The sequence below is a fragment of the Fodinicurvata sediminis DSM 21159 genome (assembly GCF_000420625.1).
In the GTDB taxonomy this organism is placed as follows: domain Bacteria; phylum Pseudomonadota; class Alphaproteobacteria; order Kiloniellales; family DSM-21159; genus Fodinicurvata; species Fodinicurvata sediminis.
In genome coordinates, this window is record NZ_ATVH01000013.1 from 1 (window position 1) to 13,523 (window position 13,523).

Here is a 13,523-nt window from a genome sequence, read left to right on the forward strand (position 1 = left end):
CAAAGCTTTTTTCGCACCACCTCCTGCAGCATCTCCCGGTCCAGGCTCAAATCCGCAACAAGACGCTTCAGGCGCTGGTTCTCCTCCTCCAGCTGCTTCATGCGCTTCATCTCCGAAGGCATCAATCCGCCGTACTTCTGGCGCCAGCGGTAATAGGTCTGCTGCGAAATCCCTGCCTTGCGGCAAACCTCGTCCACCGGTACGCCCTCCTCGGCCTGGCGCAGGATAAAAGCGATCTGCTGATCGCTGAACTTCGAGCGTTTCATCAACAATCTCCCCGGTTCAGTCCAAAAAGCCTAAACCGAGAATCCTCTCACTCCAAACGGTCCAGTTTTCGGGAGGCACGTCACGGCCTTGAATGATCTGGATGATTGGCAGTGAGGCGTGGCGATCTTGTGACGGTCACCCTTCAGGGAGACTATGGCAAACCGCGGCCGGCGCTGATCATCCAAGCCGATCAATTCGAAAATCTCGGAACGGTGATGATCCTGCCGCTTACCTCAACTTTGATTGACGCGCCGCTTCTCCGCCCGACGGTCGAACCATCGCCGGGCAATAGGCTTCACGCGCCGTCCCAGATCATGCTGGACAAGCCCATGACGGTAAAAGCTGAGAAAATTGGACCCTCCTTTGGGCATCTCGATGATCTGGCCATGATCGGCGTTAGCCGCTCACTAGCGTTGTTTCTCGGCCTGGCAGGATAAAGCAGTGGGCCGCGCGATCGGCCCCAGAGCTGCCGTTCGACTTCATTGCAACGAAGGTCCACTTGGAGCCCAAAGTACCAGTTACTGCACTATGCGCGAATGTCGGCCATCAATGATACTACGCCTACACACGCGCAATCTCACGGATCAGATCATTTGTCTCCGGTCTCGTCGTTTGGTGCCGATAACGAAGAGCAGAAACAGTTCGCGAAATTTCAAGGCCGTCGATGAGTATCGAAACGAGGCCCCTGTCTGCTGGAATTGCCGTGGTTGGCAAAATCACCGCGCCTAATCCCTGCCGCGCGAGTTCGACTAACCAATCCACGCGATTTGACCGATAGGCCGCGTAGAGTTCGTGACCTTGGTCTGCACATGCCCGATGCAACGCATCGCGCATTTCGCAATTGGGTCGATCGAGCATGTCAGTTTCAGCGAGTGTCGAAAGAGAAACAGCGTCTCGTTCAGACAACGGGTGCGACTTGGACACCACAACCTTGTAGGACTCGTCATAGAGCTGGTCTATTCGATAGAGGTCTTCACTGACCGTCGCCGCTGTGACAACGACGTCAAATTCACCCTCTCGCAATCCGGCCAGAAGCTTGGAGGCAGACGCCACGATCAACTCTATTTCGGCTTGCGGCAATCGTGTACGGAAGCGTTCCACGGCGGCTGAAATCCGGTTGTGACCAATCGTTTCGCCAACACCGACAGAAATAGGAACCCGCTCTAGTCGCGTGTGGCGGACGGCTTCTGCCTTAGCTGCCTGCGTTTCGTCATGCGCTTTCTGTAGCCTTGGCTGCATGAGTTTTCCGAGTGCCGTCAACCTGCATCCCGCGCGGTCCCTGACAAACAGATCACCCCCGAGCTCGTGTTCAAGTTTCTTGATCGCGGTCGTCAAGGACGGTTGGGAAACATTTGAGGCGCTAGCGGCATGGGTGAAGTTGCGATGCTGGCAGACAGCCAAAAAATACCTGATCTGGTTCATCTCCACTGCCACAGTCTCCGTCACTTTCCGCCATGAGGTTCACCATAGCACATGTCTATCAAAGAATAGAAGTTCGGGATTGGTGCCTGAGGCATTCGGCATGAGAAAAGGGTGCATCGAAACCAAACACAACAACCTCTCAATCAGGAGGCGACCATGAAAGCCCAAATTCTCAAGGCACTCGCCGCTTTCGCCTTGATCACGACATCAGCAGCCGCACAGGAAACCCCAATGGAAAATCACACTGCCAGCTACATCGCCATGCCCGCCGCTGAAGGCCAGACCGAAGCATTCGCCGAATTTCTGGCCGGAGCCGCCCCGATTGTCGCGGACACCGAACCAGGCACCGTGCTTTGGTTTGCCTTACAAGCCGACGATACGCTCGCGATCTTTGATATCTTCGTGGATGAAGAAGCGCGCAATGCGCATTTCTCCGGTGCTGTGGCCGCGGCTTTGAACCAAAATGCCGACGCGCTGGTCGCCGGAGGCTGGGACGATGGTGTTGTCGCGAATATCAACAATTCCGATGTCCTGTCGATGAGGGAACCGGTTGACCTCTACTCGGCCACGACAGCCACGTACATCACGCTCGAAGCAGCACCCGGCAGAGGGCCGGAATTGGCAGCCTTGCTGACCGCTGCTGGTCCCATCGTCGAAGAAACCGAACCCGGCACATTGTTCTGGGCGGCGCTGCAGATTGACGAAACATCCTTCGCAATCTTCGACATCTTCACCAACAATGCTGGCCGTGAAGCACACTTTGCCGGTCAAGTCGCCGGGCTGCTGAACGAACGGGCAGCGGAGTTGGTCGCTGGCGGGTGGAACGACGGTGTGGTCGCTAACGTCCACAACTTCGACATCCTCGCCATCAAGTAACGCGATGTGACAGGAACAAGAGGCGCCTTGAGTGTCCGGGACAGGTTGGACTTCGCGCGCCCCGTGATCTGTGCCAGTTCCTCCAGCGATTCCGGCTCCTGTTCACGTACGATGCGAAGCAACTCGCAATTGGCTGGTGAGAGGAGTTTCGCGAATGACATGGTAGAAGCAAACCACACAGTTGGCTCGCCAAGCGCGGGCGCTTCCTCGCCTTTGGCGACCCGCATGGTTCTCGCTTTCATTTCCTCCGGGTCGGCAATGCCGACCTTCAATGTTGACATTGCATCGCCCGATCATCCGGTTAAGGCTTTTCATTATCATAGTACGATAACTTCCTTAAGCCATCCGGTAGATCAACCGGACCGAACATCTCGTCCAACACATCGCCGAACCAACGCTCGAAAACTTGAATCTCGGCCTCGGCAATCGGTACGTTCTCCGGCCAGTCATCGATGACGGGAAGCCTTTCGACGTCGAAGACATGAGACGGGCTTCCTCGCTGAGGACTTATACGAAGCGCAGCATCGTCAGCGTAGTCGTACAGATCGTCAGGAATTGGTTTGTGGATCGGTCGTCTCGGTCGCCTTCGCCGGATGCGGTGGTGCCCTGCGCACATGGAAACCTCCCTGATTATGGTGGCTCCGGGGCGTCACGGCCCCGCCATCAATCGAATCATGGAGGGAAGTCGGTGGCCCTGTAGCGTGCCGAATTTGCACCTATGCGCTGGCGGCACCCTCGAGCGCAGCTCCTTGACAAGTTTGGGATGAAACCAGAACGGCGGCTTCTGGATTGAGGAGGTTTAAGGCGGTTTTTTCCACACGACTTTTGCACCAGAGATTTCCCTGAGAATTGAACGCTGGCAGTTTTGTCACGAAACTTAGGAGCATTGCGAAGCTGAGAAATTGAACCGATCCTGCCACGAAGGCATCGCCACGATTAGCTCCATTGACAATGAAGACACTGCCGGGCACCCTTCGTTTTCCACCAGGGGGGTCCCGACAAGGGGCTGAGATTCTGCTGGGCCGCAAGGCAGCGCAGTGACCCTACGAACCTGATCCAGTTCATACTGGCGTAGGGACGGTGTGGATGCCTCGCGGGTCGCTTGCGGCTAGGACGGGCGCATTCTCCTTCCCGTCAGTGCCTGGGTCTCCATTGCTGCGACGCGAGGAGCCTCGACATGACAACCAAGCAAACCCTGACGGTCACCACCGGACCGCTGCCCGCCTCGACGAAGGTGTTCAAGCCCGGCGTACTACACACCGATATCCGCGTGCCCATGCGCGAGATCGCCCTACATCCAAGCGCAGATGAGCCGCCGGTGACTGTTTATGATTCCTCGGGGCCTTATACCGATCCGGCGGCCCAGATCGCCATCGAACGCGGGTTACCGCGCCTCCGCGAAGGCTGGATCACGGCGCGCGGCGACGTAGAAACCTACGAAGGACGGCATGTGAAGCCCGAGGATAACGGCTTCGTCTCGGGCGACCGGCTGACGCCCGAATTCCCTGTCCGGCACCAGCCCTTGCGGGCGCGGAACGGCAAGGCGGTCACCCAGCTTGCATATGCCCGAGCGGGCATCGTCACTCCCGAGATGGAATTCATCGCCATACGCGAAAATCTTGGCCGCGAGGCCGTGCAGGAGGAGCTGGCTCGAGACGGGCAGAATTTTGGCGCGGCGATTCCCGATTTCGTCACCCCCGAATTCGTGCGTGACGAGGTGGCGCGCGGGCGGGCAGTAATCCCGGCCAATATCAACCACCCCGAAGCCGAGCCAATGGTCATCGGGCGCAACTTTCTGGTCAAGATCAATGCCAATATCGGCAATTCGGCAGTTACCTCCTCGATGGCAGAGGAGGTCGACAAGATGGTCTGGGCGACCCGCTGGGGCGCCGACACAGTGATGGATCTGTCCACAGGTCGCAACATCCACAATATCCGCGAATGGATCATCCGCAATTCGCCCGTGCCCATCGGCACGGTGCCGATCTATCAGGCGCTGGAAAAGGTCGGTGGCATCGCCGAGAACCTGACATGGGAGGTCTTTCGCGACACGTTGATTGAGCAGGCTGAGCAGGGTGTGGATTATTTCACCATCCATGCGGGGGTCCGGCTGCACATGATCCCGCTGACAGTGGATCGCGTTACTGGCATCGTGTCGCGCGGTGGCTCAATCATGGCAAAATGGTGCCTGCATCATCACCGTGAAAGCTTCCTCTATGAACGTTTCGAAGAGATCTGCGACATCATGCACGCCTATGACGTCAGCTTCAGCCTTGGCGACGGGCTACGCCCCGGCTCCATCGCCGATGCCAACGACGCGGCGCAATTCGCCGAACTGGAAACCTTGGGTGAGCTGACCCGTATCGCCTGGTCCAAGGACTGCCAGGTTATCATCGAAGGCCCTGGCCATGTACCGATGCACAAGATCAAGGAAAACATGGACAAGCAGCTTGCCGTCTGTGGCGAAGCGCCGTTCTACACCCTCGGGCCGCTAACGACCGACATAGCGCCAGGCTATGATCACATCACCTCGGGCATCGGCGCGGCGATGATCGGCTGGTTCGGCACGGCGATGCTCTGCTATGTCACGCCAAAGGAACATCTCGGCCTGCCGGACCGCGATGACGTGAAGACCGGCGTCATCACCTACAAGATCGCCGCCCATGCCGCTGACCTGGCCAAGGGGCACCCGGCGGCCAAGCTTCGCGATGACGCGCTGTCCCGCGCCCGCTTTGAGTTCCGATGGGAGGACCAGTTCAATCTGTCGATGGACCCCGAGACGGCGCGAGCCTTCCATGACGAGACACTGCCGAAAGAGGCGCATAAAGTCGCGCATTTTTGCTCTATGTGCGGGCCGAAGTACTGCTCGATGCGGATCTCCCACGACATCCGTGCCGAGACGCGAAAAGAAGGTATGGCCGCCATGGCACTGAAATACCGTGACGGCGGTGATCTCTACATGCCGACCAGTGAGAAAGGCTGAGTGGCTACCAGTCTCTTATGCGGCCTCACCCGTATGTGAGGCCGCATACTACGTGTATTGATGTGCTGAAAACGGATGGAAGAACGCGCGACGAAGGCGATTGATCTCTACGAGTCTGAGGTCCCACAACACACCGACCTTATCGAAAAACTCCCGAAACATGTGACACGATTTCTATCGTACTATGTCGGTTTTGAAATTTCGACAAGGCGAATATTAATCCCGTTCGGAGCTGGAGCCCCAGCCAACCGAGGCAGAGAAGGTTCGACGGCCGTCCCTTCCGCTCCGCCATTTCCCTCGCAAAACAAGTTCAATGATTACCGCTTAATTCCCCTTTATGCGGTAGAGCCTGCTTTCGAATTAATGAACTAAATCTAAGATAATTCGTCTATTTCTTATAATTTTATTTGAATTATCTACAGATGCAACCTACCACTGGCAGCCCATGCGCTTTCCAAGACCGTCACATCTGTTCGTGAGTGTTCATGTCCCACCTAGCCCGCCTCCTTGTTCTTGCCCCCCTGCTCACGATCACGGCGACACCGTCTCTGGCCGCAGTTTTTACCGTCATCAACACCAACGATGCTGGCACCGGATCGCTTCGCCAATCCGTTCAGAATGCAGTGGCTGGGGGCGCCGGCCCTCACACCATCGAGTTCAGCAGCGCGCTGTCTGGCCAAACCATCGCCCTCTCCAGTGCGTTGAGCATCACTGGTGATATCACCATCGATGCCACCAGCTTAGGCGGGCTAACGATCAGCGGCGACGGCGACCGCATTGTCCGGATCGGCGGGTCTTCCCCCGGCAACGTGACGCTGCGCGGCCTGAAAATCGTGGACGGCCGGGCCGCAGGCGGCAATGGCGGCAGCGGCAACGTGGGCGGCGGCGGTGGCGCGGGGCTCGGAGGCGCCATCTACGTCGACGACAACGGAGCTCTGCAGCTCGATTCGGTCTCCTTCTCCGACAATGCTGCTCAAGGCGGAGACGGCGGCAATGAACTCGGGATCGAATTCGACTCCAGCGGCGGCGGCTATGGAGGTGGTGACGGCGGTGACCGCTATTCCGGCGGTGGTGGCGGGGCCGGTTTGGGCGGCGCCGTCTTCGTGCGCGATGGTGGCTCGGTCACGGTCATCGATTCCGGCTTTGCTGACACGAACCAGGCCAGCGGTGGTTCCGGCGCCGACGGCGGGAGCGCCGGCCTTGGCGAGGGCGGCGCGCTATTCCTCATGGGTGGTGGCGTCCTGAACTACGCCGTACGTGACGGGAACAGCGTCACCCTCGCGTCGGACGTCGCTTCCGATGGCGCTCTCGGCCTGTTCAAAACCGGCAGCGGCACCCTGGTCGTTGGCGGCAGAAGCCGCTTCGGCAGTGGCATCACCATCAGCGAAGGCACCCTGGAGGGGACCGCCCTGAGTCTGAACGGCAGTATCACTGTCGAAGACACCCTGCTGTTCAATCAGGACAGCGACGGCAGCTATTCTCACGCTATCTCCGGCTCTGGCACGGTCGTAAAGGCCGGTGAAGGCAAGCTTACCCTCGGGGCTGTCAATAGCTATACCGGAGGCACGACTATCGAGCGGGGAATTCTCTCCGTTTCTGACGACAGCAATCTGGGCGATGTCACGGGGGATCTCACGCTTAGCGGAGGCACACTGGAGGTTACGGACAATGTGACCACCGGGCGCAGCATCATCCTCGCCGACGGCGGCGAATTTCTCATCGGACCCGGCGACCCCGGCGTCAGATTTGTCGTAAACGGCGATGTATCGGGCACCCGCTCCCTTGCGAAGGCCGGTGCCGGCACCATGGTCCTCAATGCTAACAACGATTATTCGGGAGGAACCTCGATCAAGGAAGGCAGTCTCGAGATTCAAAAGGACGCGAACCTTGGCGCGACCGGTTCTTCCCTTTTGCTTGATGGAGGCAACCTGCGTATTGCGGGAAATGAAAACCCGAATATTGAGCGTGACCTCTCGATTGGAGTCAACAACGGCACCGTTACTGTTGTTGAGGCGAGCAACACGGCGGAAATTGCAGGCATTGTCGCCGGAAGCGGTTCTTTGCACAAACGGGGTTCAGGGACCCTCGACCTGACGGGGCAGAACAATTACGACGGCGCTTATGTCCATGATGGCACCCTCGTTGGTGACGCGAATGCGCTGAGCGGCGACATCGCAGTCAGCGCGTCCGGTGCGGCCGTTTTCGATCAGCTTGCAAACGACACCTATACTGGGGCATTCACAGGTCTCAACGGGACTTCCGGCGACATGGTGAAGGCCGGCAGCGGCACGCTCTCGCTCGCGGGCGCCTCCTATCTGGATTGGGAGGTGAACGAAGGCACACTGGCTGTTGGGAAAGCCACCCTGGAGGGGGACATCACGCTCAACAATAACGGCACACTTGTCGTCGCATCCCCTGCCGGGATGACATACAGCCCGAACATCAACCTTCAGGGCGCCGGCAACCTCGAAAAGACGGGAAGCGCAGCTCTGGTTCTTACCGGGAATTCCACCGGTTTTTCCGGGCAGAGCGACATCCGGGGTGGCTCGCTTGTCCTGAGCGATGCGGCTGCCCTTGGCGGAACCACGTTGATTCATAACGACGCCCACCTTTCCGGGGCGGGGACCCTTGGCACGGTCAACCTGGAAGACGGTTCCCTGCTCCAGCCAGGCAGCAATATCGACCCGGTAGGGAGCCTTTCTTTGACCGGCGACCTGACCTTCAAGGCAGGTTCGGCCTACGAGGTGGATGTGGACCCCACGAACAATAGAAGCGACACTGTCCATGTAGACGGACAGGCCACACTTGCGGGCTCTGTCCTGCATGTAGGCCTGGACGGCGAATACGACCCCGACAGCAGTCATACGATCCTGACGGCTGACAGCGGCATTATTGGTGAATTCGATGATGTCGGCTCCGAGTTTAACTTCCTGGACACGGAGCTGTCCTATAGCGGCAACTCGGTCGCGCTGGAGCTGACCCGTAACGACATCAGCTTCAGCGAAATCGGCCAGAGCCGCAACCAACAGGGCACCGGGTCGGCCATCGAGAGCCTGGGCCCCGGAAATCCGCTCTATGACGCCATCGTCACCTACGTCGGCGACCCGCAGAAGCTCCAGGAGATCCTGGCGCAGCTCTCGGGCGACAGCCATGCCTCAAGCCAGACGGCCATGGGCCAGGCCACACAGCTCATCGGATCCTTCGTGCGTGCCCACAGCCGCGGCCGGGTCTTCGGCGGCACGCAGCTGTCCCGCTCGCCCAGAGATAACCAGTACGCCACGCTGGGCAGCACTTCGTCCCGGGGCGGCACCCGTGACCAGGCGTCCGGCACCCAGCAGGCGCTGAACAGCCGTGCCTGGGGCCGGGCCTTCGGGACCTGGGGCAAGAACGACGGCGACGACAATGCCCCGGCAACGAATATCTCACGGGCGGCTTCCTGATGGGCCTGGACACCAACCTGGACGGCTGGACCCTGGGCGGCTTTGCCGGCTACAGCCGCTCGGACATCGACAGCGACCGCGCCGGGGCCGGCAGCGACGTGGACAGCTACCACGCCGGCGTCTATGGCGGGCGCAGCTTCGAGGTGGGCGGCCCCGGTGTCCTGGGCCTCAACCTCGGCGCCGGCTTCACCTGGCACGAGACCGAGGCCCAGCGCCGGGTCAATCTGCCGGGCGACACCCAGAACCTGAGCGCCGACTATTCCGCCCAAAGCTATCAGCTCTTCTCGGAGCTGGGCTACCGCATGGAAAGCGAGGCTGGGGCCCTGGAGCCCTATGCCGGTCTGTCCTACTTGCGCCAGGACACGGAAGGCTACGAAGAGAAGGGTGGTTCCGCTGCCCTCATCCGCGAGAGCTCCACGCGCAACACCTACTACGCCACGCTGGGCCTGCGCGGCGAGACCTCCTTCGCGCTCGAGGACGAGCGCTCTCTCACCCTGCGCGGCGGGCTCGGCTGGCGCCATGCCTTCGGGGACGTCACCCCCACGGTGGAGCAGCGCTTTGCCGGCGGCGAGAGCTTTTCGATCTCCGGCGCCCCCATCGACCGCGACGCCGCCCTTCTGGAGACCGGCCTGGACCTGGAGCTGTCGGAGACCACGACCCTCTCCCTCGACTACGACGGCCAGCTCTCGCCCAACGCCCAGGAGCATACCGGACGCCTGGAGCTGTCGGTACGGTTCTGAGTGGAACCCCATGATCTCATCACCTGGGGTGAGCCAAAGCGAGGCCATCCATCCATGAGGATGGCTCGTCACCTCTAACAGGGAAAAGACCTCCTGGCCGCCGCAATGGCCGCGGCAGGGATCTCCGCCTCCCGCAAGTGTCGGTTCGCCTCTAGTGTCAGGATCACGGTCTCGGCCGCCTCTCCCATGGTCATGGTTTCTTCCGGCGGGCAGATATGCTCGATCAGGATCAGGGTATCGAGGATGCCGAGCACGTAATTGATCGCGGTCGCACGCGCCACGGCATCTGCATTGAAATCCAGCAGCAGGTTCTCCCCCGTCAGCGGTTGCGCATCCTCCGCCCCCGCCGCGCTGGCGAGAGACAGGACGATGGCTGCGGTCATGCTGGCCAGCAGGTGTTTCATGGGCATGCCCTCACTCGTTCGATCCAGCCCCGATATCATGGACCGTCCTCCCTTACACACCCGGAGGTGTCGGCGCGGCCCCATGATCGAGACCGGACGTCCGGAAACCGCGCTGGACATATTGCCCGCCCCCGAACATTCAGCCAATCTATACCGACACGGATGGCGTGCAGGCCCGACCTGACCGCACAGGAATGCCTGACCGCACAGGAATTCCCGACCATCGACCACACGCAGGAGGGATTTCGCAGCGATGAAGAAGCCTGGTCTTGATGCGGCGGACATACGAATCCTCGGCGCAGTGCAAGAGCACGGGCAATTGAGCAAGACCCGCCTGGCCGAGATCGCCAACCTCTCACCGACGCCCTGCCTGGAGCGCCTGAACCGTCTGAAGGCGGCGGGTTTCATTCGCGGTTACCACGGAGAGATCGCCCTGGAGCGGATCTGTGATTTCACCCAGGCCGTGGTCACGGTGTCCCTGAGACACCACGGACGGGCGGACTTCGCCCGCTTCGAGACCTTCGTCCAGGGCCGCGACGAGATCACCGAATGCATCGCCACGGGCGGCGGCATGGACTACGTCCTGAAGACAGTGACCGCAAATCTGGCCGCCTTCCAGTCCCTGATGCAGGCCATGCAGGAGGCCGAACTCGGCATCGACCGCTACATGACCTACATCGCAAGCCGGACCGTCAAATCCGGCCGCCCGAATCTTCAGAAACTGGCCACAGCCGCCAGGCCGTGAAGCCTGTGGACCGGACAGACTGAAAACCGGCAGATAATTGGCCTGTTTGGTCCGCAAGCAGCCTGAATTTGGACACCATCCAAAGCGGTGTGAAGCGTATATCGGCAGAAGGTTCAATCGATCCCGGCGCCAGGTGGGGCCGGGCCGCAGAGAGGGCGGACAGGATGCACACAGACGACTTTGGCTTTGGAACACAGATCCGGAAATCCCCTTACTTCGACGCCACCCTGCGCTGGGGCGCAAAGGCCTTTTCCGTCTATAATCACATGTACATTCCCCGCTGTTTCGACAGTCCGGAACAGAACTTCTGGAACCTGGTGAACGATGCGATCCTCTGTGATGTGGCGGTCGAGCGCCAGGTCGAGGTCACCGGACCCGATGCCGCGCGCTTCGTCCAGATGCTGACCACACGCGATCTTTCAAAGATGGCGGTCGGGCAGTGCAAGTATGTCCTGCTCACCAATGCCGAGGGCGGCCTTCTGAACGATCCGATTCTGCTGCGCCTGGCCGAGAACCACTTCTGGTTCTCTCTAGCGGACAGCGACATCCTGCTCTGGGCACAGGGCCTGGCCGTGCATTCCGGCCTGGATGTCACCATTGTCGAGCCGGACGTGTCGCCCCTGCAGCTGCAGGGCCCGAAGTCGGGCATGATCATGCAGGCCCTGTTCGGCGAGGAGATCATGGATCTGCGCTATTACTGGCTGCGCGAGGTCGAACTGGACGGCATTCCGCTGATCGTGTCGCGCACCGGCTGGTCCAGCGAGCTGGGCTTCGAGATCTACCTGCGCGATTCGGCCTATGGCGACCAACTGTGGGAACGCATCATGGAGGCGGGCGCACCCTTCGGATTGCAGCCCGGCCACACCTCGTCCATCCGCCGGATCGAAGGGGGCATGCTGTCCTATCATGCCGATGCCGACATCAGCACCAACCCCTTCGAGCTGGGCCTGGACCGCCTGGTGAACCTGGACATGGAGGCCGATTTCATCGGCAAGGCCGCACTTGCCCGCATCCGGGACCAGGGTGTGCACCGCAAGCAGGTGGGCCTGGTCCTGGACGGCGACCCCCTGAAGGGGCCGAACACCACCTTCTGGCCCATCAAGCAGGCAGGCCAGACCATCGGCAAGGTCACCTCGGCCATCTATTCCCCGCGGCTGGACCGGAACATCGCCCTGGCCATGGTGTCGGTGGACTGCGCCCACATCGGCGGCCGGGTCGAGATCGAGACACGCACAGGCTCGACCGGCGCAACCCTCGTCGAAAAGCCGTTCTATGATCCCAGGAAACGGTTGGCCGCCGCCTGACCGCACCGGCCGATGAACAGGACCCCGCAATGTCTGATCTTTCAATCCAGCTGCACTGGCAGCGCAGAGAACCGCACCTGGCGCCTGGAAACTATACCAACGCGCACTCCGTGCAGTTCAACAGCCACAACGAGCTTCATGTGGATTCCCCGCCCGACTGGGGCGGGGATCCCGCCAACACCAACCCCGAACAGGCGCTCGCCTCGTCGCTGGCCAGTTGCCACATGATGACCTTCCTGGCACTGGCGGCCAAGGCCGGCTGGCCGGTGGCCACCTACCACGACCGGGCCGTCGCCCAGCTGGGCAAGAATGCCAGGGGACAGATGTCGGTCACCCGCATCGACCTGCACCCGGTTGTTCGCTTCGACAGCGGTTTCACGTTAGAGTCGGGAAAACTGGAAGAGATGCATGAGCGTGCGCACCGCTACTGCTTTATCGCGAACACTCTGGCGGACAGCGTCGAGATCAACATTCACTAGGTCCGACGCACTCCGCGTTCCGTCGCCCTTACCTGTCTCGACGAAGGAGCCGAACCTTGGCCCAAAGCGAAATCCTTTCCCGTGAGCTGGATGCGGATGGCGTCCTGGTCCTGACCCTGAACGACCCCGACAAGCGCAACGCGCTGTCCGAAACCATGCTGGCGGCGCTGGACGCGGCCTTTGCCGAGGCCGCTTCCGACGCCTCTGTCCGGGTCATCATCCTCTCCGCCAGGGGCCCGGCCTTCTGTGCCGGTCACGACCTGAAGGAGATGACGGCCGGCCGCGCCGCGCCGGACGGCGGGCGGGCCCTCTTCACGCGGATCATGAACAGCTGCTCCGGCGTCATGCAGGCGATCGTCAACTGTCCGCAACCGGTCATCGCCGAGGTGACGGGCACGGCGACGGCGGCCGGCTGCCAGCTCGTGGCCAGCTGCGACCTGGCCGTCGCCGCCGACACGGCCCGGTTCAGCACCCCCGGGGTGCATATCGGCCTGTTCTGTTCCACACCCATGGTCGCCCTCTCGCGCAATGTCGGCAACAAGCATGCGATGGAAATGCTGCTGACCGGCGACATGGTCCCGGCAGACCGCGCCGCCGAAATCGGCCTGGTCAACCGGGCGGTGTCGCCCGATGACCTGCGCGCGGCCACCCTGGCCATGGCACGAAAGATCGCCTCCAAGTCCAGCATGACGCTGGCCACGGGCAAGCGTGCCTTCTATGCGCAGCGCGAAATGCCCCTGGCGGAAGCCTATGACTACGCCTCGAGGATCATGGTCGAGAACATGCTGGCCAACGACGCCCGGGAAGGCATCGAGGCCTTCATCGAAAAGCGTGAACCGCACTGGCAGGATTCATGAGGGGCA

13 protein-coding genes and 1 riboswitch are annotated in these 13,523 nt (G+C 60.8%); of the genes, 9 read left to right on the forward strand and 4 right to left on the reverse strand.

The window, feature by feature from the left end:
• The coding region (locus G502_RS0104985; protein ID WP_022726778.1) for an IS3 family transposase at positions 1–266 on the reverse strand (266 nt) is incomplete at its 3' end.
• Positions 267–377: 111 nt separating this feature from the next.
• Here G502_RS0104985 and G502_RS0104990 point away from each other — a divergent pair.
• Positions 378–704 carry a type II toxin-antitoxin system PemK/MazF family toxin gene (locus G502_RS0104990; RefSeq protein ID WP_026989085.1) on the forward strand — a complete coding sequence of 109 codons (327 nt, stop codon included), beginning with the start codon at positions 378–380 and terminating at the stop codon, positions 702–704.
• Positions 705–828: 124 nt separating this feature from the next.
• On the opposite strand, the gene G502_RS0104995 is transcribed toward G502_RS0104990, so the two are convergent.
• Positions 829–1,689, reverse strand: coding sequence for a LysR family transcriptional regulator (locus G502_RS0104995; RefSeq protein WP_245560729.1), 861 nt, complete (start codon positions 1,687–1,689; stop codon positions 829–831).
• A gap of 156 nt (positions 1,690–1,845) precedes the next feature.
• Between G502_RS0104995 and G502_RS0105000 the strand changes: the two genes are divergently transcribed.
• Positions 1,846–2,565, forward strand: a complete 720-nt coding sequence (locus G502_RS0105000) for a putative quinol monooxygenase (RefSeq protein ID WP_022727563.1) — start codon at positions 1,846–1,848, stop codon at positions 2,563–2,565.
• On the opposite strand, the gene G502_RS22920 is transcribed toward G502_RS0105000, so the two are convergent.
• Positions 2,457–2,846 (reverse strand): HVO_A0114 family putative DNA-binding protein, encoded by a 390-nt coding sequence (locus tag G502_RS22920; RefSeq protein WP_437123807.1) that lies wholly within the window; start codon positions 2,844–2,846, stop codon positions 2,457–2,459. The two genes, G502_RS0105000 and G502_RS22920, sit on opposite strands and share 109 nt — an antisense overlap.
• A 695-nt stretch (positions 2,847–3,541) precedes the next feature.
• A riboswitch (TPP riboswitch) is annotated at positions 3,542–3,661 on the forward strand.
• An 81-nt stretch (positions 3,662–3,742) separates the two neighbouring features.
• Between G502_RS22920 and thiC the strand changes: the two genes are divergently transcribed.
• The 3 genes from thiC to G502_RS0105020 all read left to right on the forward strand — a co-directional run bounded on the left by thiC (position 3,743) and on the right by G502_RS0105020 (position 9,728).
• Positions 3,743–5,548, forward strand: coding sequence for a phosphomethylpyrimidine synthase ThiC (gene thiC, locus G502_RS0105010; protein WP_022727565.1), 1,806 nt, complete (start codon positions 3,743–3,745; stop codon positions 5,546–5,548).
• Positions 5,549–6,033: 485 nt separating this feature from the next.
• Positions 6,034–8,988, forward strand: coding sequence for an autotransporter-associated beta strand repeat-containing protein (locus G502_RS18710; protein ID WP_022727566.1), 2,955 nt, complete (start codon positions 6,034–6,036; stop codon positions 8,986–8,988).
• Complete coding sequence (locus G502_RS0105020) at positions 8,988–9,728, forward strand: autotransporter outer membrane beta-barrel domain-containing protein (RefSeq protein WP_022727567.1); 741 nt, start codon at positions 8,988–8,990, stop codon at positions 9,726–9,728. The genes G502_RS18710 and G502_RS0105020 overlap by 1 nt, the downstream gene beginning before the upstream one ends.
• A 74-nt stretch (positions 9,729–9,802) precedes the next feature.
• Here the strand turns inward: G502_RS0105020 and G502_RS0105025 are convergent, their stop codons facing one another.
• A complete protein-coding gene (locus G502_RS0105025) occupies positions 9,803–10,171 on the reverse strand; it encodes a Rap1a/Tai family immunity protein (RefSeq protein ID WP_022727568.1) in 369 nt (122 codons plus the stop codon).
• Positions 10,172–10,385: 214 nt separating this feature from the next.
• On the opposite strand from G502_RS0105025, the gene G502_RS0105030 reads away from it, so the two are divergent.
• From G502_RS0105030 to G502_RS0105045, 4 genes are all read left to right on the forward strand, one after another.
• Positions 10,386–10,877: an Lrp/AsnC family transcriptional regulator gene (locus G502_RS0105030; protein WP_022727569.1), complete on the forward strand. Its 492-nt coding sequence runs from the start codon at positions 10,386–10,388 to the stop codon at positions 10,875–10,877.
• Between the two features lie 164 nt (positions 10,878–11,041).
• Positions 11,042–12,181 carry a glycine cleavage T C-terminal barrel domain-containing protein gene (locus G502_RS0105035; RefSeq protein ID WP_022727570.1) on the forward strand — a complete coding sequence of 380 codons (1,140 nt, stop codon included), beginning with the start codon at positions 11,042–11,044 and terminating at the stop codon, positions 12,179–12,181.
• 29 nt (positions 12,182–12,210) lie between these two features.
• A complete protein-coding gene (locus G502_RS0105040) occupies positions 12,211–12,660 on the forward strand; it encodes an OsmC family protein (RefSeq protein WP_022727571.1) in 450 nt (149 codons plus the stop codon).
• Positions 12,661–12,716: 56 nt separating this feature from the next.
• Positions 12,717–13,517, forward strand: a complete 801-nt coding sequence (locus G502_RS0105045; protein WP_022727572.1) for an enoyl-CoA hydratase — start codon at positions 12,717–12,719, stop codon at positions 13,515–13,517.
• The last annotated feature ends 6 nt before the right edge of the window (positions 13,518–13,523 follow it).